The 19,807-nt window shown below is 67.9% G+C and carries 15 protein-coding genes; 8 read left to right on the top strand and 7 right to left on the bottom strand.

All coding sequences use genetic code 11. The features are described from left to right. Positions 1–163: 163 nt before the first annotated feature. Together ABL308_01315 and ABL308_01310 are read right to left on the bottom strand one after the other, a co-directional pair. Positions 164–517 carry a HepT-like ribonuclease domain-containing protein gene (locus tag ABL308_01315; protein ID XBQ16525.1) on the bottom strand — a complete coding sequence of 118 codons (354 nt, stop codon included), beginning with the start codon at positions 515–517 and terminating at the stop codon, positions 164–166. Then, positions 507–800 carry a nucleotidyltransferase family protein gene (locus tag ABL308_01310; GenBank protein ID XBQ16524.1) on the bottom strand — a complete coding sequence of 98 codons (294 nt, stop codon included), beginning with the start codon at positions 798–800 and terminating at the stop codon, positions 507–509. The genes ABL308_01315 and ABL308_01310 overlap by 11 nt, the downstream gene beginning before the upstream one ends. A 100-nt stretch (positions 801–900) precedes the next feature. Here ABL308_01310 and prfA point away from each other — a divergent pair, with 100 nt between their 5' ends. The 3 genes from prfA (at position 901) to ABL308_01295 (ending at position 3,851) form a co-directional block, all read left to right on the top strand. After that, positions 901–1,974 carry a peptide chain release factor 1 gene (gene prfA / locus ABL308_01305; protein XBQ16523.1) on the top strand — a complete coding sequence of 358 codons (1,074 nt, stop codon included), beginning with the start codon at positions 901–903 and terminating at the stop codon, positions 1,972–1,974. Continuing rightward, a complete protein-coding gene (gene prmC, locus ABL308_01300) occupies positions 1,971–2,813 on the top strand; it encodes a peptide chain release factor N(5)-glutamine methyltransferase (GenBank protein XBQ17698.1) in 843 nt (280 codons plus the stop codon). The genes prfA and prmC overlap by 4 nt, the downstream gene beginning before the upstream one ends. 294 nt (positions 2,814–3,107) lie before the next feature. Next, entirely contained in the window at positions 3,108–3,851 is a 744-nt protein-coding gene (locus ABL308_01295) for a DUF4167 domain-containing protein (GenBank protein XBQ16522.1), read from the top strand. Between the two features lie 56 nt (positions 3,852–3,907). On the opposite strand, the gene ABL308_01290 is transcribed toward ABL308_01295, so the two are convergent. Beyond that, complete coding sequence (locus ABL308_01290) at positions 3,908–4,984, bottom strand: glycosyltransferase family 1 protein (GenBank protein ID XBQ17697.1); 1,077 nt, start codon at positions 4,982–4,984, stop codon at positions 3,908–3,910. A 170-nt stretch (positions 4,985–5,154) separates the two neighbouring features. Here ABL308_01290 and ABL308_01285 point away from each other — a divergent pair, with 170 nt between their 5' ends. Then, positions 5,155–5,826 (top strand): DUF4328 domain-containing protein, encoded by a 672-nt coding sequence (locus ABL308_01285; GenBank protein XBQ16521.1) that lies wholly within the window; start codon positions 5,155–5,157, stop codon positions 5,824–5,826. A 203-nt stretch (positions 5,827–6,029) separates the two neighbouring features. Then, complete coding sequence (putA, locus tag ABL308_01280) at positions 6,030–9,176, top strand: bifunctional proline dehydrogenase/L-glutamate gamma-semialdehyde dehydrogenase PutA (GenBank protein XBQ16520.1); 3,147 nt, start codon at positions 6,030–6,032, stop codon at positions 9,174–9,176. A gap of 4 nt (positions 9,177–9,180) precedes the next feature. Here the strand turns inward: putA and recR are convergent, their stop codons facing one another. Continuing rightward, positions 9,181–9,783, bottom strand: a complete 603-nt coding sequence (gene recR / locus ABL308_01275) for a recombination mediator RecR (GenBank protein ID XBQ17696.1) — start codon at positions 9,781–9,783, stop codon at positions 9,181–9,183. A gap of 124 nt (positions 9,784–9,907) precedes the next feature. On the opposite strand from recR, the gene ABL308_01270 reads away from it, so the two are divergent. After that, entirely contained in the window at positions 9,908–12,238 is a 2,331-nt protein-coding gene (locus tag ABL308_01270; GenBank protein XBQ16519.1) for a penicillin acylase family protein, read from the top strand. A gap of 1 nt (position 12,239) precedes the next feature. On the opposite strand, the gene ABL308_01265 is transcribed toward ABL308_01270, so the two are convergent. Beyond that, positions 12,240–13,379, bottom strand: a complete 1,140-nt coding sequence (locus tag ABL308_01265; protein XBQ16518.1) for a PQQ-dependent sugar dehydrogenase — start codon at positions 13,377–13,379, stop codon at positions 12,240–12,242. A gap of 116 nt (positions 13,380–13,495) precedes the next feature. On the opposite strand from ABL308_01265, the gene ABL308_01260 reads away from it, so the two are divergent. Together ABL308_01260 and ABL308_01255 are read left to right on the top strand one after the other, a co-directional pair. Then, complete coding sequence (locus tag ABL308_01260) at positions 13,496–13,942, top strand: hypothetical protein (GenBank protein XBQ16517.1); 447 nt, start codon at positions 13,496–13,498, stop codon at positions 13,940–13,942. A 159-nt stretch (positions 13,943–14,101) separates the two neighbouring features. After that, entirely contained in the window at positions 14,102–16,789 is a 2,688-nt protein-coding gene (locus tag ABL308_01255) for a TonB-dependent receptor (protein XBQ16516.1), read from the top strand. Between the two features lie 163 nt (positions 16,790–16,952). Here ABL308_01255 and ABL308_01250 read toward each other — a convergent pair whose 3' ends face one another. Both ABL308_01250 and ABL308_01245 read right to left on the bottom strand, forming a co-directional pair. Next, on the bottom strand, positions 16,953–18,446 hold the full coding sequence (locus ABL308_01250) for a L,D-transpeptidase family protein (protein ID XBQ16515.1): 1,494 nt from the start codon (positions 18,444–18,446) through the stop codon (positions 16,953–16,955). A gap of 68 nt (positions 18,447–18,514) precedes the next feature. Next, the gene (locus ABL308_01245; GenBank protein XBQ16514.1) at positions 18,515–19,627 is read right to left on the bottom strand and encodes a ferritin-like domain-containing protein; all 1,113 of its coding nucleotides are present in this window, start codon (positions 19,625–19,627) and stop codon (positions 18,515–18,517) included. Positions 19,628–19,807 lie beyond the last annotated feature (180 nt).

Genomic DNA, 19,807 nt, shown 5'->3' with positions numbered 1-19,807 from the left:
TCAGGGCCTTGCGAGAGGCCCGGAACAAAGCCTTTGCGGGGCGGTTCTTCGAACCAGCAGCCCCGCAAAGGAGTCCCCCATGACCGCCGGTTTCTTTCTCTGGATCTGGATCCTGATCGCCCCCGTCATCGGCTTCGCCGTACTGTCGAAGAAATAGGGCGGGTCAGCGCGGGGGTGCGTCCAGTAGGGCGCGCATCTCGTGTTCCAGGTCTTCGAGCAGCCCGTCGCTCACAAGGCTCCAGATCACGTCCAGCGAGACGTCACCGTAGGCGTGTGCGACCACGTTTCTGGTCGCGATGATACGGCGCCAGGGCACGCCGGGCGCTCTCGCCTTCACGTCTTCAGGAACCCGATTGGCCGCCTCGCCGACGATTTCAATACAGCGCGTGACCGCATGTATGGTTTTGAGATCGCCGTCGAAGCGCGCGCGGTCGTACCCTGCGACATGGCTCCGTGCGTGCCGCGCATAGGTCGCCATGTCGTAGACATAGACCCGCCAATCCTTCTCAGGCTTCAATCGCCGCGCCCTCGATCTTGTCTTTAAGAAGCGGATGCAGGCTGTCGGGCGTGAACAGGTCGACCTCGACGCCGAGCTTGTCGCCGAGTTCGAGCCCGATCCCTACAAAGCTCCACAGATCCGGCGTCCGGCCCGGTTCGAATTCGACGATCAGATCGAGATCGCTGTCCGGACCCGCCTCGTCACGGGCGTGAGAGCCGAAAAAGCGCACGCGCCTTACGCCCTTCTCCTCAAAGAAAGGTTTCAGGCGCTTCAAGCGCTCGATCGTTTCCTGTCGCGTCATATCTTCAGTATGCCACAGGCGGTGCGAAGCTTGAACGGGCCGCCGCCCCCGCAGCCGCGCCCCCTTTCCAAACGTCGCGCCCGCGCGTAACTGAGCGGGCATGGCTATCCAGAACGCAAAGCTCGATCAGGTGATCGACCGGTTCGACCAGGTCGAGGCCCGTCTGGGGTCCGCTTCGGACCCTGACGAGATCGTCAAACTGTCCAAGGAACACGCCGACCTCAAGAAGGTCGCCGATAAGGCGCGCGAGCTGAAGACCGCGCGCGCCGACCTCGCCGAGGCCGACCAGATCATCGAGGACGGCGAGGATCGCGACATGGTCGCCCTCGCCGAAGAAGAGCGCGCGAGCCTGAAAAAGCGCGTGCCTGCGCTCGAACGCGAGCTGCAGCTTCTGCTCATCCCCAAGGACAAGGACGACGACGCCTCGGTCATGCTGGAGATTCGCGCCGGCACGGGCGGGGACGAAGCCGCCCTGTTCGCCGGCGACCTGTTCCGCATGTACGAGCGCTACGCGTCCAATCGCGGCTGGAAGGTCGAGATCGTCGAGGCGAGCGAGGCCGAGGTCGGCGGCTACAAGGAGATCGTCGCCGCAGTGAACGGCGGCGGGGTGTTCGGCAAGCTCAAATGGGAATCCGGCGTGCACCGGGTCCAGCGCGTGCCGGTCACCGAATCAGGCGGCCGGATTCACACCTCCGCGGCGACCGTGGCGATCCTGCCCGCGCCGGAGGACGTCGACATCCAGATCCGCGACGAGGACATCCGCATCGACACCATGCGGGCCTCCGGCGCGGGCGGTCAGCACGTCAACAAGACCGAATCCGCCGTGCGCATGACCCACCTGCCCACCGGTATCGTGGTGGTCAGCTCGGAGAAGTCCCAGCACCAGAACCGCGCCATCGCGATGGAAGTGCTCAAGGCGCGCCTCTACGAAAAGGAGCGCAGCGAGAAGGACGCCGCCCGCGCCGCCGAGCGCAAGGGCCAGGTGGGCTCGGGCGACCGCTCCGAACGCATCCGCACCTATAACTTCCCGCAGGGCCGGGTGAGCGATCACCGCATCAACCTCACCCTCTACAAGCTCGACGAGATCCTCTCCGGCGAAGCGCTGGACGAGGTGATCGACGCGCTCATCGCCGAAGACCAGGCCGCCAGGCTCGCGGCGATGGAAGAGGCCTGAGGCGGTCCGACCTCATCGCCGAAGCGGCCCGGCGGCTCGCGGCCGCCGGGGTCGAGGACGCGCGCGATGACGCCCGCCGCCTGCTCGCCCATGCCGGCGGGCTCGGCCAGACGGCGCTGATCACGCAGATGCACGAAACCGCCCCCGCCGAAGAAGCCGCGACGTTCGAGGCGCTCATCGCACGCCGTGAACGGCGCGAGCCGCTGTCTCAGATCCTCGGTACGGTCGGGTTCTGGACGCTGGATCTGAAGGTGACCGCGGACGTGCTCACCCCGCGGGCGGACACTGAAACCATCGTCGAAGCCGCGCTGGGCGCCGTGCCCGACCGGTCCGCGCCGGTGCGCGTTCTGGACGTCGCCACCGGCTCGGGCGCGATCGTGCTGGCGCTGCTGAGCGAGTTGCCGAACGCGAGCGGGGTGGCCACCGACCTCTCCGCCGCCGCGCTCGCCGTGGCGCGGGAGAACGCGGCGATGAACGGGCTTTCGGGCCGCGTCAGCTTCGTTGAAACAAGCTGGGCGGACGGCGTGGACGGACCGTTCGATCTTCTGGTCTGCAACCCGCCCTATATCGCCACAGGCGTGATCGGCACGCTCGAGCCCGAGGTGAGGGATCATGAGCCGCACCTGGCCCTCGACGGCGGGGCGGACGGGCTGGGGCCCTATCCGCACCTTTTCGAAGAGGCCAGGCGGCTTCTGACGCCGGGCGGAACCGCCGTGTTCGAGATCGGCTACGACCAGGGCGAGGCGGCGACGACGCTGGCGCGGAACGCAGGCTGGCGGGCGGAGCTGATGCGCGACCTCGCCGGTCGGGACAGGGCGGTGGTTATAACGCGCCGATAAGCCGCCTTGCGCGTTTTCATGCAGAAAGGGCTTGGAATCGCTCGCCGGATGCGTCTAGGGTGCGCCCGTCCTCGAAGCGTTCTGGATCGAGACCGGGGTGACCGCGATTAGTGGCGGATCCTCGCCGGGGACGACAAGGCCCACACGCGACGCAAGACAAACGCCGGAGTTTCAGGCGCGACGATCTTGCAGGACCCGAGCGGTTATCCGCCGGGCGGGCGCGCAAAAGCCCACTTAGCGCCGGCGAAGAGCGCCGGACGAACGAAAACCGCCCGAAGAGATCAGGTTTCAGGCATGAAGCGGCAACGCGGACGCGGGCGCAAGCCCGGCAACAACAATAACCGGACGTTCGAAAGCAACGGGCCGGATGTGAAAGTCCGGGGCAACGCCTCGCACATTTACGACAAGTACATGCAGCTCGCCCGCGACGCCAGTTCGTCCGGCGACCGGGTCATGGCCGAGAATTACTATCAGCACGCCGAGCATTACTTGCGCATCGTGCAGGCCAATCAGCCCAAGCGCGACGAAAACGCCCAGGATTCCGATCAAGGCGGCCGCGACGACCGTCAGGATCGTAATGACCGGCGTGACGACCGGGGCGAGCGCGGTGACGACCGGCGCGGCGATCGGGGTGATCGCGGCGGGCGTGGCGAGGACCGCAGCGACGATCGCTCCGGCCAGGACCGTCAGCCCGAGCACGCCGATGCGCGCGACGGTCAGGACGACGACAACAGCCGCAATCGCAACCGCCGGGGCCGCCGCCGCCGCGACGACGACCAGGCTCAGGGCCAGTCCGACGACAGCGGTTCGGACGATCCGCTGAAAGTGGTCGATCCCGAGGCCGACGCCGCCCGAGAGGCCGGCGCGTCCGAAGACAAGCCGCGCCGCGGCCGCCGCAAGAAGGCCGACGGTGAAGACGGCGATGCGCCCAAGCCGCGCCGCCGCCGCGCCGCCGACCCGGCGGCTGAAGAGGCGCTGAAGGCCGCCGAGCCCAAGTCCGACACCGGCGACGACCGCTCAGGCGACGCCGCGGCCTGATCGGCCTGAGGCCTCAGGAAAAAAGAAGCCCCGGAGCGGCGCTCCGGGGCTTTTTTCTAGCCGCGCCGGCCGAGCCGCCGCAGGCGGCGCCAGAAGCGCCGGCGTTCTGGCCGGGGCTGGGGCTTGAGATTGCGCACGAACTCTTCCGCGCAGGACCGCCAGGAATAGCCTTCGGCATAGGTGCGGCAGTCCTCGCGCTTCATCTCCAGCGCTTCAAGGCAGGCGGTCCGGAGGTCGTCATTGACCGCGCCGGCGTTCGAGCCGGGTATGATGTCCTTCGGTCCGTCCGCGACATAGGCCGCCACCGGCGTTCCGGTCGCCATGGATTCAAGGATCACCAGGCCGAACGTGTCGGTGAAGCTGGGGAAGACCATGCAGTCGGCGTCCGCGAAATGGCGCGCCAGCTCGACGCCGGACTTGGAGCCCAGGAACTTCACCTCGGGATATTTCTTCTTCAGTTCCTCGAGTTGAGGGCCGGGACCGACCACCACCTTGGTGCCCGGCAGGTCGGTCTTCAGGAAGGCCTCGATGTTCTTTTCCACCGCGACGCGGCCGACATAGACGAAGATCGGGCCTTCCATCCCCTCATAGACCGACTGGCCGCCCATATGGCGCTTGTCAGGGTGGAACAGCTCCACGTCCACGCCGCGCGCCCAGGCGGTGATGTTGTTGAAGCCCTTCTTCTGAAGGTGGTCGCGCATCGAGGGCGTGGCGACCATCAGCCGGTTACCCGAATTGTGGAAGCGGCGCATGAACCAGTAGCCCGCCTCGAGCGGGATGAAGGGGAAGCGCGCGTGCACGTATTCGGGAAACTTGGTGTGGTAGCTCGTCGTGAAGGGGAGCTTCCATTTCAGGCAGATCGCCCGGGCCGCCTGGCCCAGCGTGCCTTCGGTCGAGATGTGGATCGCCTCGGGCTCGAACTCCTTGAAGCGCCGCTCGATCTCCTCGCGCGCGCCGATCGCCATCTTGATCTCGGGATAGGTCGGCAGCGGGAAGGTGCGGAAGCCCAGGCCCGGATGGATGACCTCCACCTCGTGCCCCATCTCCCGGCACTCGTCGACGGTGCGCGACAGGGTGCGCACGACGCCGTTCACCTGGGGCTCCCAGGCGTCGGTGACCAGCATGATGCGCAGCGGGGCGCTCTCGTCCATTACAAGGCTCCGGCTTGATAGGAAATAACGCGTTGGCGGGCTCTTTAGCGTGTTTCCGCCGCAAGGCGAAGCCTTGCGCGCTGCGGGGGCGGCGCGCCTTGCCCCTGAAAGAAAAACCGCCCTAAGCTGTCACGGTTAAAGAGGGGGACGCGATGGCGATCGGAATGGATGCGGGAACGGCTGCGCCGCAGTCTGAGGCGCCGCGGCCGCTTGCCGGCCTGTTCGTGGTCGCCCGCCGCGTTCTGATCTGCTTCGCGATCGTCTCGGCTGCGCTCGCGGTCGTGAAGATCGCGGGCGCGCTCGCGCTTCATCACATCATGGCCGGCGGGTTCGTCCCCGACGGACTGCTCGACGGGGTGGATTTCGTAAGCCTGCTGCTGGCGGTGACCTATCTCGCGCTGTTCATCGCGTCGATCGTCATGGTGTGCCGGTTCACGTTCCGCGCCATGAAGAACCTGCGCCTCGCTGGCGAGCAGACCGACATGTCGCCGGGCTGGGCCGTGGGCTGGTACTTCATCCCGATCGCCTCGCTGTTCATGCCCTATTTGGGCATGTCCGAGATCTGGACCAGATCGCGCAAGCGTGCGGGCGTGCAGGGGCGCGGCGCGCATCTGGGCTGGTGGTGGGCGACGTTCGTCGGCGGCTCGATCCTGGGCAACATCGCCACCCGGCTCGTGGGCTGGACCGGAGACGCGGAGATCGGCGCGATCATCGCTTCGTTCTGGATCGACGCCGTGACTTTTACGGTCCTCGCAGTGAGCGCCATGCTGCTCAAGCGGGTCATGGCCGAGGTGACGACCGCGCAGGACGCTCAGCCGGACTGACACCGCCGCCCCGGCCAAATCCCTGAAACTGCTGACGTCCTGAAACGCCGCGTCGGTGCGCCGCGTTTCTGACGTTCAGCGAAATCCGGGGCGGGCCGGATCACGCGGCGCGGTTCACTTGCCGCGCGCTGCACTCTTGGCCATTGTCCCCGCCAGTATAGCGATCCGGGCCGCTTCGACGCGCGCCCCAGCGGAGCCTGCTCATGCGTGACCTCGACGATTCCCTGACCGCCTGGGACGAGATCGACGCCTACAAATTCGCCGACGAGCGTGAACTCGCGCGCAGGCTGGACGGCCGGGTCGGCCTGTCGGACGAGGCGCGAAAACGCGCCGGCGACGAGGCGGTCAAGCTGGTCAAGACCGCACGCAAGACCCGCCGCGGCGGCGGGCTGATGGAGAGCTTCCTTCAGGAGTTCGGCCTGTCCAACAAGGAAGGCCTGGCGCTGATGTGCCTGGCCGAGGCGCTGCTGCGCGTGCCCGACAAGGACACCGCCGACGATCTGATCAGCGAGAAGATCGGCTCGGGTCAGTGGGCCGAGCACGCCTGGAAATCCGACAACTGGCTGGTCAACGCCTCCACGCTGGGGCTGATGCTCACCGGCTCGATCACCAATGTCGATCCGGCCGCGCGCCGTGACCCGGGCGGATATTTCCGCCGCATGGCCGGCCGGATGGGCGAGCCGGTGATCCGCACCGCCACCCGCCGCGCCATGCGCATTCTGGGCGAGCAGTTCGTGCTCGGCCGCTCGATCGAGGGCGCGATCCGCCGGGGCCGGAACTGGAAACAGTATGGCGGGCAGAAACCGCTCTTCAGCTTCGACATGCTGGGCGAGGGCGCGCGCACTGACGCCGACGCCAGGCGCTACCAGAAACGCTATCTCGAAGCGCTCGACGCGGTCGCGGCCAAGCGCCAGGACGGCCCGATCGAGAAAGTCGACGGGGTTTCGGTCAAGCTCTCCGCGCTCCACCCGCGCTATCAGGCGGTCAAGGAAGCCGAGGTGATGGAGACGCTCTATCCCCGCGTGCTCGAGCAGTGCGAGAAAGCCGCGAAAGCCGACATCGCGGTCTGCATCGACGCAGAGGAGAGCGACCGGCTGGTCATCCAGCTGAAAATCCTCGAGCGCCTCGCCCGCGAGCCCTCGCTGAAAGGCTGGGGCGGGCTGGGCCTCGCCGTGCAGGCCTATCAGAAGCGCGCGCTGCCCGTGCTCGAGAAGGTCGCCGAGCTCGGCCGTCAGACCGGCCGGCGCTTCCTGGTGCGCCTGGTCAAGGGCGCGTACTGGGACACCGAGATCAAGCACGCCCAGATCGCCGGCCACGAGGACTTCCCCGTCTGGTCGACCAAACCCGCGACCGACATGAATTACCTGGCCTGCGCGCGGGTCATGCTCGAAGCGCCTGAAGCGATCTATCCTCAGTTCGCCACCCATAACGCCCACACCGTCTGCTCGGTGCGCGAGGTGGCCAAGGAAGCCGGCGGTCCGCCTTACGAGTTCCAGCGCCTTCACGGCATGGGCGAGCCGCTTTACGCCGCGGCTGCGGAATCCTGGGGCGAGGATCTCGGGCCGGTGCGCGTCTACGCCCCGGTCGGCAGCCATGAGGATTTGCTTCCCTATCTGGTGCGCCGGCTTCTTGAGAACGGTGCGAACACCAGCTTCGTGCACGCCTTCCTCGACGACGACGTGCCTGCAGAGGACGTGGCGCGCGGGCCGTTCTCCATGGCGCCCACGCTCGACCGTCACCCCTTCATCGCCGCGCCGAACATGCTCTACGGCGAGGCGCGCCGGAACTCCGCCGGGGTGGACCTCGCCCAGGCCTCGGTCCGCGAGCGTCTGGCGAAAGCCCAGGCCGAGTTCGACAAAGGCGCGCCCTATGAGTGCGGGCCGATCATCGACGGCGAAGCCTTCGCAGACGGCGGCGAGAGCCGCACCAGCCCGGCCGATCACGGCTTCACCGTGGCCAGCGTGCGCGACGCCACGCCCGGCGATGTCGACCGCGCCCATGAACGCGCCCGCGCCGCCCAGCCCGACTGGGACCGCCGCGGCGGGCCCGAGCGCGCCGAGATCCTGCGCCGCATCGCAGAGCTGATGGAGGAAGACACCGACCGGCTCATCGCCCTGATGACCCGCGAGACCGGCAAAACGCTGGCGGACGGGGTCGCCGAGGTGCGCGAGGCGGTCGACTTCCTGCGCTATTACGCGGTCGAGGCCGAGACGAAGTTCAACGGTCCCCAGCGCCTGCCCGGGCCGGCGGGGGAGACCAACCATCTCGAACTGCGCGGCCGGGGCGTGTTCGTGTGCATCAGCCCGTGGAATTTCCCGCTGGCGATCTTCACCGGACAGGTCGCCGCGGCGCTGGCCGCCGGCAACGCCGTGCTCGCCAAGCCCGCGGAGCAAAGCCCGCTCATCGCCTATGAGGCGGTGAAGCTGTTCAGGAAGGCCGGCCTGCCTGACGGTCTTCTGAACCTTCTGCCCGGCGGCGGGGAGATCGGCGCCAAGCTCGTCGAACTCGAACGCGTGGACGGGGTGTGCTTCACCGGCTCCACGGACGTGGCCCGGATCATCAACCGCACGCTGGCCGCCAAAGACGGGCCGATCGTGCCGCTGATCGCGGAAACCGGCGGGCTGAACGGCATGTTCGTGGACACCAGCGCGCTCAAGGAGCAGGTGATCGACGACGCGGTGATGAGCGCGTTCGGTTCGGCCGGTCAGCGCTGCTCGGCGCTGCGCGTGCTGTTCCTGCCCGAAGAGACCGCCGACAGCCTGATCGAAGGGATCAAGGGCGCGATGGACGCGCTGACCCTGGGCGATCCGTCCGATCCGGCCACCGATATCGGCCCGGTCATCGACGCGGACGCGCACGCCAGGCTCACCGCCCATCTCGAAGACATGCAGCAGAACGCCAAGGTGCTACATCGCGCGCGCCTGGCGGAGGGGCTGAACGAAAAGGGCCGGTATTTCGCCCCCGCGCTCGTGGAGATCTCCAGCCTCGACCAGCTGACCGAAGAGAAGTTCGGGCCGATCCTGCACGTCATGCGCTACAAGAAGTCCCGGCTCGGCGAGTGCGCGGCGGCGCTGCACGCCAAGGGCTACGGGCTGACGCTGGGCGTGCACTCCCGGCTCGACCGCTTCTTCAACACGGTTCGCGAGGCGGTTCCGGCGGGCAATGTCTACGTCAACCGCAACATGATCGGCGCGGTCGTGGGCGTGCAGCCCTTCGGCGGTGAAGGCCTGTCCGGCACCGGTCCGAAGGCGGGCGGTCCGAACTATGTGACCCGGTTCGCGGCGGAGCGCACGGTGACGATCAACATCGCCGCACAGGGCGGCGATCCCGAGCTTCTGAGCCTGGATTGACCGGTCAGGCCGGGCGGCGGCTTCGGAAGGCGGCCGACAGCGTGCCGTCGTCGAGATAGTCGAGCTCGCCGCCCACCGGCACGCCGCGCGCGAGCGAGGTCACCGACACGTTCGCGCCGGCGAGCTTGTCGGCGAGGAAGTGCGCGGTCGTCTGCCCGTCGACGGTGGCGTTGAGCGCCAGGATCACCTCGCTCACCGCCTCGCCGCGCGCCCGCTCGATGAGCCCTGCGACGTTGAGCTCTTCCGGGCCGATCCCGTCCAGCGCGCTCAGCACGCCGCCGAGCACGTGATAGCGGCCGCGGAACGCGCCGGCTCGCTCGAGCGCCCAGAGATCGCCGACCGTCTCGACCACGCAGATCACCGACTCGTCACGCCTGGGGTCCCGGCAGATCGCGCACGGATCGGTGACGTCGAGATTGCCGCAGGACGCGCAGGCGGTGATCTTCCGCGCCGCCTCGCCCAGGGCTTCGGCCAGCGGGATCATCACCGCCTCGCGCTTTTGAAACAGCTGCAGCGCCGCGCGCCGCGCCGAGCGCGGGCCGAGACCCGGCAGCTTGGCCAGCAGCTGGATGAGCCGTTCGATTTCCGGTCCTGAAGCGGTCATGATCCGAATCGCCGTTATCTGCGTGCGCAGACACTAGTGCGGCGCATGCGGCGGGGAAACGCCCGGCGGCTTCGCGGCGCGCCAAGGCGGGGCTCGCGCCGCGTCACGTTCGAGGGGGAGGGGCCTGATGTTCAAATGGATCGCCAGGGGCGCGTTCGCGCTCGGCGTGCTGGTCGTGGTGCTGGGGGTCGCAGCCTCGGCTTTTCTCGTCGAACGGTTCAACGCCTCAAAGCCCGTCACTTCGGGCCGGATCGACGCGGCCGGTCTGGACGCGCCGGCCCGGGTGATCCGCGATGCGAACGGCGTCGCCCATATTTTCGGCGAGACCGACGCGGCGGTGTTCTTCGCGCTCGGTCACACCCACGCCTCGGAACGCTTCTTCCAGATGGACCTGATCCGGCGCTATGTCCGGGGCCGGCTGGCCGCGCTGTTCGGCCCCGATTACATCGCCGCCGACGCGCGCACCCGGACGATGGGCTACGCCGCCATCACCGAGTCCCTCGTAGACGAGATGAGCCCGGAGACCCGCGCCGCGGTCGAGGCTTATGTCGCCGGGATCAACGCCCGGCTCGCCGAAGGCCCCGTCGCGCCCGAATACGTGCTTCTGCGGGCCAGACCCGAGCCCTGGACGATCGCCGACAGCGCGGCGGTGATGCTGAGCTTCGCCGACGACCTCGCCGCCGGGGCCGGCGAAGACGTCGAGCGGGCCCGCCTACGCGACATTCTCGACGCGGACAAGCGCGCTGAATTCATGGCGGGCTTTCCCGACTGGGCGCCGACAACGCTGAAGGACGCCGACGTGCGCGCCGCCATGGACGAGGTGCGGGTGCAGGAGCTCGCTCCGGCGCAGAGCCTGCCCGAACCGGGCGCGCAGCCCGACAACATGCCCGGATCGAACGCCTGGATCGTCGCGGGCCGGCGCTCTGCGACGGGTCGGCCGCTCCTGGCCAACGATCCGCATCTGGGGCTCTCCAGCCCGTCGATCTGGTATTACGTCCGCCTGCAGCTTTCCGGCGGGCCGGTGATCGGGGTGACCGCGCCGGGCGCGCCCTTCGTGCTGCTGGGCCGCAACGCGCACGGCGCCTGGGGCTTCACCAACACCGGGTTCGACGTGATCGATCTGGTCGAGCGCGACCCCGAAGCGGTCACCGCCACCGAGCGCACCGAAGAGATCGAGGTGCGCGGCCGCCGCGGCCCGGTGACCATCACCGTGCGCGAGACCGATGAAGGTCCGGTGCTGAATCGCGAATGGTTCGAGCTGTCCGCCTTCGATCCCGACGCGCTGGTGGTGCGCCGCTCCACGCTCGACGATCCGGGCAATCGCGGCGCGGACGCGGCCTATCAGATCATGCTCGCCGAGGGCTGGGACGGGTTCGTCGCCGCGAGCTGGGGCTACACCGCGCCGATGCAGAACATGCATTACGCCGGGGTGGACGGCACGATCGGCTACACCACCGCGGGGCTTCTGCCGATCCGCGATCCTGAAACCGGCGACTGGACCGGCTTCGTGCCGTTCGAGGAGCTGCCCCGGGTGAAGAACCCCCGCGGCGGCTTCATCGCCTCGGGCAATAATCTCGTCGCAGGCGCGGCCTATCCCTATCCGCTGCCGGGCAGCTACGGCGTCTATCGCGCGCCGCGCATCGAAGAGATGATCGAAGCGGTCGAGCGCCACGACCTTGAAAGCTTCAAGGCGATGCAGATGGACGTGGTGAGCGAGCAGGTCCGCCGGATCATGCCCGCGCTTCTGGGCGCTGAACCGGAAACCCAGCTCGGCGCTGAGGCGCTGGGGCGGCTGGAAACCTGGGACGGCGCGCTCGATGCGGACGGGCCTGAAGCGCTGATCGTCTCAGCCTGGCTGCGCGTTCTGGCGCCGGCGCTCTGGTCCGACGAACTCGGGCCCGCCGCGCCGGCCTTCAACCAGCCGCGCCGCGCTTTCATGGAGGAGGCGCTGACCGGTTCGGCCTCGAGCTGGTGCGACGACGTGCGCACCGAAGAGACGGTGGAGACCTGCGCTGTGACCGCGGGGCTGGCGCTGGACGCGGCGATGGCGGAGACCGCGCGGCGGTTCGGCCGCGACATCGACGCCTGGCGCTGGGGCGAGGCGCATCAGGCGGTTTTCGACCATCCGCTGGGCGGGCTGCCGCTGCTGGGCGGCATGTTCGAAAACCGCGTGCCGGTTCCCGGCGACGGGTCGACGGTCAACGTCGCGCATTTCAGCTATCGCTCAGGCAGCTACGACGCCTTCCACGCCGCCTCCATGCGCGCGATCTACGACCTCGCCGACCTCAACCGGTCGCTTTACATGCATGCGCCGGGACAGAGCGGCCATCCGCTCTCGCCCCATCACGGCGATCTCGCAGAGCGCTGGGCGCGCGGGGAGTATTTCGAGATCCGCGACGATTGGGGTCCGGACGCGCCGCCCGAGGGCGCGCGGGTGCTGACGCTGTCGCCGGGTTGATCTATCCGGCGGGGGTGATCCTCAGGACCTCGCCGTCGCCGCCGCCGTCGGTCAGCACGTACAGCGCCCCGTCAGGGCCGGTGGCGATCTGGCGGAAGCGCTGGCCGCGTTCGGTCAGCATGACTTCTTCGCTCTGCACCGCGCCCGAGGCGTCGAGATCGATGCGGTGGATCGCGCGCTCTGACAACGCGCTGACGAACAGATCGCCCCGCCAGTCTTCGAAGAGCGCGCCGTCGTAAAGCGTCATGCCGCCCGGCGCGATCGAGGGCGTCCATTCGATCATCGGCGCGATGAAGCCGTGCGCTTCGTGATCGGTGTAGGGGCTGATGCGCGCGCCGTTATAGTCCACCCCGCCGGTGACGATCGGCCAGCCGTAATTGCCCCCGCGCTCGATGAGATTGAGCTCGTCGCCGCCTTCTGGACCGTGCTCGTGGGCGTAGAGCAGACCGCTCTGCGCGTCGAAGACGATCCCCTGCACGTTGCGGTGACCGTAGGACCAGACAAACGCCGCAGGGCCGTCCTGGTCGATGAAGGGATTGCCCGGCGCAGGCGCGCCGCCGGGCGTGAACCGCACGATCGTTCCGAGATGGTTGGTGGCGAGCTGGGCCTGTTCGCGATATGCGAAGCCGTCGCCCAGAGTCAGCACGATCGAGCTGTCGGGCAGGACCGCCATGCGGCCGCCGAAATGGGTGGTCGTGTCCTTGGCCGGGCTGGAGGTGAAAATGACCTCGCCGCCTGTGAGCGCCCCGTCCTCGTAGCGCGCCTTCATCACCGAGGTGGCGTTCGCCTCCGCGTCGCCGGAGGCGTAGCTGATATAAACGATGCGGCTGTCGGCGAAGTCCGGCGCGAGCATGATCTCGAGCAGCCCGCCCTGGCCTTCGGCGTAGACCTCGGGGACCCCGCTGACCGGCTCGTCCTGCAGCACCCCGCCCGATATCACCCGCAGCCGTCCCGGCCGCTCGGTCACCAGCATGTCCCCGCCGGGCAGGAAGGCGATGTCCCAGGGATGGGCGAGCCCGCCTGCGACGACCTCGACCGCGTAGGTGGCGGGGTCGATCTCGGCGAGCTCAGGCGCTTCAGGCTCGGCGATACAGGCGGCGAGACAAAGCCCGGCGGCGGCCGGCGCTGCGATACGGATCATGGACGTCGCTCCCCTAAGACGGCCCGGGGTCTTGGCGCGGCGGCGCGTCCGGGTCATGCTTCCGGCCATGATGACCCGGCGCGCGGGCCGGGCCAAGCCTTGAAGGGGAGGGGGCGATGGGCGTTCTGAAATGGATCGGCGGGTGGCTCGCCGCCACGATCGTGCTGGCCGTGCTCGCCACCGCCCTGCAGTCGGCCTTCGTCATCGGCATGCTCGAAGAGATCGGCGCGGAGATTTCAGCCGGGCCGGCGGTCTCGATGATCGCCTACGACCTCGCCGGGCTGGGTCCGCTCTACGGCGCGATCCTGGGGATCGGCCTGCTGGTGGCCTTTCTGGCCGGATCGGCGCTCAACCGGTTCACCGGGCTCAGGACGATCGTCTTCGCCGGTGCGGGCGCGGTCTGCGTCGCGGTGGCGCTTTTTCTGATGGAGCAGGTGTTCTTCGGCGTGCAGATGATCGCCGGCGCGCGCACCGTGACCGGCTTCCTCGCCCAGGTGATCGCCGGCGGCGCGGCGGGCCTGCTCTTCGCGGCCCTGACCCCGCCGCCGCGCCGGGCGGGTTGAATATCCCCATAAGCGCTGTGTCGAAAACGCCACGGTTAACGAAACGGGCACGAACTCTGCATGACAAAGGGCGCGATTGCGGCGTAAGCTCCTCTTTAATGCGGGGGAGTCGGTCTTAAGAGCCGCCGTCCGCTCAACATCAGGGGGAGGAAGCCCGATATGAAACGTTCGTTCAAAGCGGCCGCGCTTGGAGCCTCCGCGCTCGCCGCCGGTCTCGTCACCACCGGCGCGTACGCGCAGTCGCCGGACATCATCACCGTCACCGCCCAGAAGCGTGAACAGACGCTGCAGGAAGTGCCGATCGCGGTCACGGTCGTTCAGGCCGAGACGATCGAGAACGCCCAGATCATCGACGCCATCGACCTTCAGTCGGTCATCCCGGCGCTCCGCGTCAGCCAGCTCGAGCGCAGCTCGAACGCCACCTTCATCATCCGCGGTCAGGGCAACGGGGCGAACAACCCCGGCATCGAGCCGTCGGTCGCGGTCTATATCGACGGCGTCTTCCGGGCGCGCGCCGGCACGGTGATCTCCGACCTGATGGGCATCGAGCGCGTCGAAGTGCTGCGCGGCCCGCAGTCGACCCTGTTCGGCAAGAACGCGACCGCCGGCGTGGTCAGCATCGTGACCCAGGAGCCGGAGTTCGAATTCGGCGGCGTCGCCGAAGCGACCATCGGCAACTACAACCAGCGTATCCTGAAGGGCTCGGTCACCGGCCCGCTCACCGAGAACCTGGCCTTCTCGCTGTCGGGCAGCCGCAACACCCGTGACGGCTACTACGAAAACGTCGGCACCGGCGGCGATTTCAACGATCGCGACCGCTGGGCGGTGCGCGGTCAGCTGCTGTTCGTGCCGACCGACAATTTCGAGCTGCGCCTGATCGCCGACTATGACGAGATCGACGAGAAGTGCTGCGGCACCGATCGCGTGATCGACGGCGACACCGCGCCGCTGATCCGCAACGTGCTCGGCGGGCAGACCTCTGCGGGCGCGGGCTTCAACTATCAGATCGCGACCGATTTCGCGAACGAGAACAAGATCGAGAACGGCGGCGTGTCGCTCCAGGCGGACTGGAACCTCAACGACACGATGACGCTGAGCTCCATCACCTCGTACCGGGTCTACAACGACTTCGTGGACTACGAAGGCGACTTCACCACGCTTTCGCTGCTCGGCGAAAACGTGCGCGGCCTGGACGTGGACACCTTCACCCAGGAATTCCGCCTGACCGGCGACTGGAACAACCGGGCCTTCTACCTGCTCGGCGCGTTCTTCTCCAATGAAGACATGACGGCCGACGACTCGCGGATCTACGGTGCCGACACGCGCGACTATGTCGATCTTCTGACCGCGACGGGCACGATCACGATTGCGCCGGGCGTGGTGATTCCCGATGCATCGACCAGCGCCATCACCGCCATCGAAGCGTCCAGCCCCTTCACGGCGGGCACCTTCTTCGCGGCCGGCGGCGGCACCCGCTTCACCGCCGAACAGTCCGACAACCAGATGCAGATCTTCGGTCAGGTCGATTTCGACCTCACCGACCGTCTGACCCTGACCGCCGGTCTCGCCTACTTCAAGAGCGAGAAGGAAGTCGACTTCACCAACGTGATCCGGACCAACCCGTTCTCGGATCTCAATCTGGTCGACATCGGGGAAGGCCTGCTGCTGCAGGGGCTGGTCGCCGCCAACCCGCTTTACGCAGGCCCGCCGAACCCCGGACCCGGCGACATCGCCGCGTTCGCGGGCGCCAACCCGGCGGTCTTCGCCGCGCTTCAATCTGCTGCGGCCGGCGCATCGACGGTGTTCCCCAGCAGCGGCGCGCCTCTGGCGAACCCGCTTCTGACGCTGTTCGAGCAGGGCCTGCAGCCGCTCGGCCCGCTCACGCCGTTCCCGAACTCGGTGGAAGACGGCAAGACCGACGACTCCGACTGGCCGTACACGCTCCGGCTGGCTTACGACGTGAACGACAGCTTCAACGTCTACGCCTCGTTTGCGCGCGGTTTCAAGGCGTCGTCCTGGAACCTGACGCCGGACACCCGTCCTGACGTGGCCGACGTGGCCGCGCTCGCGGCCGCGAACGAACTGGCCGCCGACACCGCCATCCCCGGCGCGCCGTTCGCGGTGAACACCGCGATCGCGCTCGGCGTCTACGGCAGCCAGCGTTTCGCCCGGCCGGAAATCACGGAAACCTTCGAGATCGGCTTCAAGAGCCAGTTCGACTGGGGCTTCCTGAACGTCGCTTACTTCGACCAGACCGTCACGGACTTCCAGTCCTCGGTCTTCCAGGGCGCCGGCTTCGCGGTGATCAACGCCGGTGAGCAGTCCAGCAAGGGCCTGGAGTTCGACAGCTCCATCAACCCGTCCGCCATTCCGGGTCTGACCCTGAACCTGGCCGGCATCTGGATGGAAGCGGAGTACGACAGCTTCCCCGGCGCGCCGGTCGTCACCGGCAGCCCGGCGGACCTGACCGACGGCATTCCGAACGGCCGCGGCGATCTCTCCGGCGCGAGCGTCGCGGGGATCCCGGAATTCTCCGGCTCCTTCGGCTTCCAGTACATGCGTGACTTCAACGCCGGCGAATGGTTCGTCCGCGCGGACTACCAGTACGCTTCGGAAGTCCGTCTTCTGGAGAACCTGCCGGAGTCGATCACCCGTGAAGTGGGTACGCTCAACGCCTCTGTCGGCGTGAACCTCAACAACGGTCTCGAAGCCCTCGTCTGGGCCCGGAACCTGAACGAGGACGAGTACTACACCTCGGGCTTCCCGACGACGCTGCAGCCCGGCTCGTTCTCGACCTATCCGAACCAGCCGCGCACCTACGGCCTGACCCTGCGCAAGCAGTTCTAGGCAAGCGGCTAACCGCAGACATCAAACCCCGCCGGTTCGCCGGCGGGGTTTTTTGTCGTCTGGATTCAGGCGGCCGGGCGTGACCGGTCGCGCGCCGGCTCCGCGCGTCTGTTTGCGGGGCTGTACTTGGTGCGGCCTGCGCGCCGTGTGACGGGATGGAGCCCTAGAGCGCCGCGTTCTCGTCGGCGGGAAGGTCGGGACGCTCGTCCGCGCCGGCGGGCTCAGGCGTCACGCCGTTCAGCGCGTCGATCAGGCGCTGATCGCGGTCGTAGACGTCGTGTACGAAGCGCACCGCGCCGAACCGGTCGGTGACGGCGGTGAAATAGAGCATGTGCACGGGGATCTCATTGCGAAGCCGGACACGCACCGTGCGCTCTCCGGCGAAGGCGGCGCGTACGCGTTCGGGGCTCCACCCTTCGCCCGCCAGCACCCAGACCGCGAAGTCTTCTGGATCGCGCACGCGCACGCAGCCCGAGCTGTCGTCGCGCTGAGACAGGGCGAAAAGCTCACGGTGCGGGGTGTCGTGGATGTAGACGTTGTGCTTATTCGGAAACAGGAATTTGACCTGCCCCATGGCGTTGTTCGGCCCGGGTTCCTGAATGACCCGGAAGCGCCGCCCGCTCCAGTTCACGGTGTAGGCGTCCACCCGCTCTCCGGTGTCGAGATCGACCAGGTGATACCCTTCTGAATAGGCGTAGCCGGGATTGCGCCGGAAGGTCTCCACCCAGCGCGAACCCAGCCCGCCAGGGGTAAGCCACCAGGGATTGATCTCCACGATCGACATGTCTTCGCTGAACACCGGCGTGGAGGCCCAGACCGATCCGATCTGGATCTGATGGGTGCGCTCGACACGGCCCGCCGACCAGGCTTCGAGGCGATAATCGGCGATGTTCACCCGCACATGGCGCTCGCCCAGATCGGCGGCGAGCCAGCGCCAGCGTTCGAGATTGGCGCGCAGCTGGTCGATCCGCGCGTCCTCGCCGGCGTTGAGCTGACGCAGCGTATCCGCGCCCGCCTCTCCGTCCGCAGCGAGGTGGTGGCGGGTCTGAAACCGCATCACCGCGCTTTGCAGCCGCGCGTCGAAGGGCTCGCCCCGCGCGCCGGGCGCGGTCAGAAGTCCGAGCGCATAGAGCCGGGCGCGCAGCGCGTCCACGCGCGGGCCGGCGTCGCCGGGCTTCAGCGGCGGGCCGGGCGATATCGCGCCAGGACGCGTGGGCAGGGCGGTGCGCCGGATCAGCTCGGCCCGCAAGGCGGCGTAATCGCTATGGCCGGGGGCGAGGGCTTCGAGCGCGTCGTACACGCCGAGCTGCTCGCGGGCGCGCTGATACCAGACCATCAGGTCCTGATCGCGCACCGTCGCGGTCCAGTCTTCGTCCAGCGACCGGGGGTCGACCCGGCCGAAGGCGAGATCCTCGGCGTATTCGAACCAGGCCGCGCGCGCGGCGCGGTCCCGCGCCCGGCCGGGCGGCATGGCGAGAAGCTCTGCAGGATCGGCGTAATCGGCGGGATCGAGCCCGTGCGTCCAGGCTTCGGCCAGCGCATAGCCCAGCTCGTCGATCTCCGCATCCGTCCACGGTGCGGTCCAGCGCTGGGCGTGGCCCGGCGCGGCGAGCGCCAGAACGGCGAGCGCAGCGATGAACAGTGCGGTGAAACGCATGACCCTTCCCCCCGGTCTAGGCCGGAGAAAAAGTTAACAGGGCCGGCGCGCCGCGCAAAGCTGTCGCCTTACTCCGCGTGACCGGCGACGGGGCCGCCTGCGCCGTGCCGGGCGACGGCCTCGATATAATCCTTGCGGGCCTTGTTGGCGTCGATTTCGCGGGCGATGCGCTCGTCGTCGTCCTGCAGGGCCTGGGGATCGAGATCGGCGTAGTGCATCACGCCCATGTCTTCGTAGCATTTGCGGATCTTCGGCCCCCAAAGGCCGATATCCTTCACGATCGGCACGATGCGCTGGAACAGCATGGTGCGGTAGAGCTGCACGATCTCGGAGTTCTGGGAGAACTCGTCGCACTCTTCGGCCGGCAGGCCGAGCACCTCGTAGACCACCTTGCCGCGGGTCATCCGGTCGCGCATCAGATAGCAGGCCTCGACCAGGAACTCCTCGCGCTCGTCGCGCTCTTTCTGGGTGAGCTGCGGGTAGTAGTCGCGCAAGCTGACCCGGCCGAAGGCGACGTGCCGGCTCTCGTCTTCCATCACATAGGCGTTGACCATGCGCGCCAGCGGGTTCTGGGCGATGTCGCGGATCGTGCCGAAGGCGGCGAGCGCCAGGCCTTCGATGACCACCTGCATGGCCAGATAGGTGACGTCCCAGCGGCTGTCGGACAGCGCCTGGTTGACCAGCACCTGCAGCGGATCGGTCATCGGATAGGCGACGCCGAACTTGTTCAGAAGCTTCTTGTAGGCCTCCACATGCCGGGCCTCGTCCATGACCTGGGTGGCGGCGTAGAACTTGGAATCGAGATCGGGCACGGACTGGACGATCTTCGAAGCGGCCAGAAGCGCGGCCTGCTCGCCCTGCAGGAACTGGGAGATGTTCCAAGCCTGGGTGTGCCGGCGCAGCTCGGCCTTCTCCTTGGCGGTCATCTTGTTCCAGACGTCGGAGCCGAAGACCGGCACCGCCTCGTCAGGCATCTCCATCGGATTTTCAGGGTCGAGATCGAGCTCCCAGTCGATGCGCTCGAGCGCATCCCACTGCATGTCCTTACCTTTCTGGTAGAGGTGCATGAGCGTGGTGCGGCCTTCGTCGAAGCGCCAGTCGAACACCGCTTCGAACGCGTTGGGCACGTGCCAGTGCGCGTCGATGTCCGGCATGGGGTAAAGGTCGCGCAGCGCCGCCATGGGGCTCTCCTCCAGCAGTCTGAAGGGCCGCGCGCGCCTTGCTCGGATGCGGGCGCGCCGGCCCGCTTACGCCGTCCGGATTAAAGAATGAACGGCGTTCACAAAATGCAGGATGAGGGCGGCGCGGGGATTTGTCCAGCCCCGCAGCGGGCTTTGAATCAAGGCGCGCCCGGACGCGGG

Source organism: Oceanicaulis sp. (assembly GCA_040112665.1).
Classification (GTDB): Bacteria; Pseudomonadota; Alphaproteobacteria; order Caulobacterales; family Maricaulaceae; genus Oceanicaulis.
This window is presented reverse-complemented; position numbering and strand designations above follow the sequence as displayed.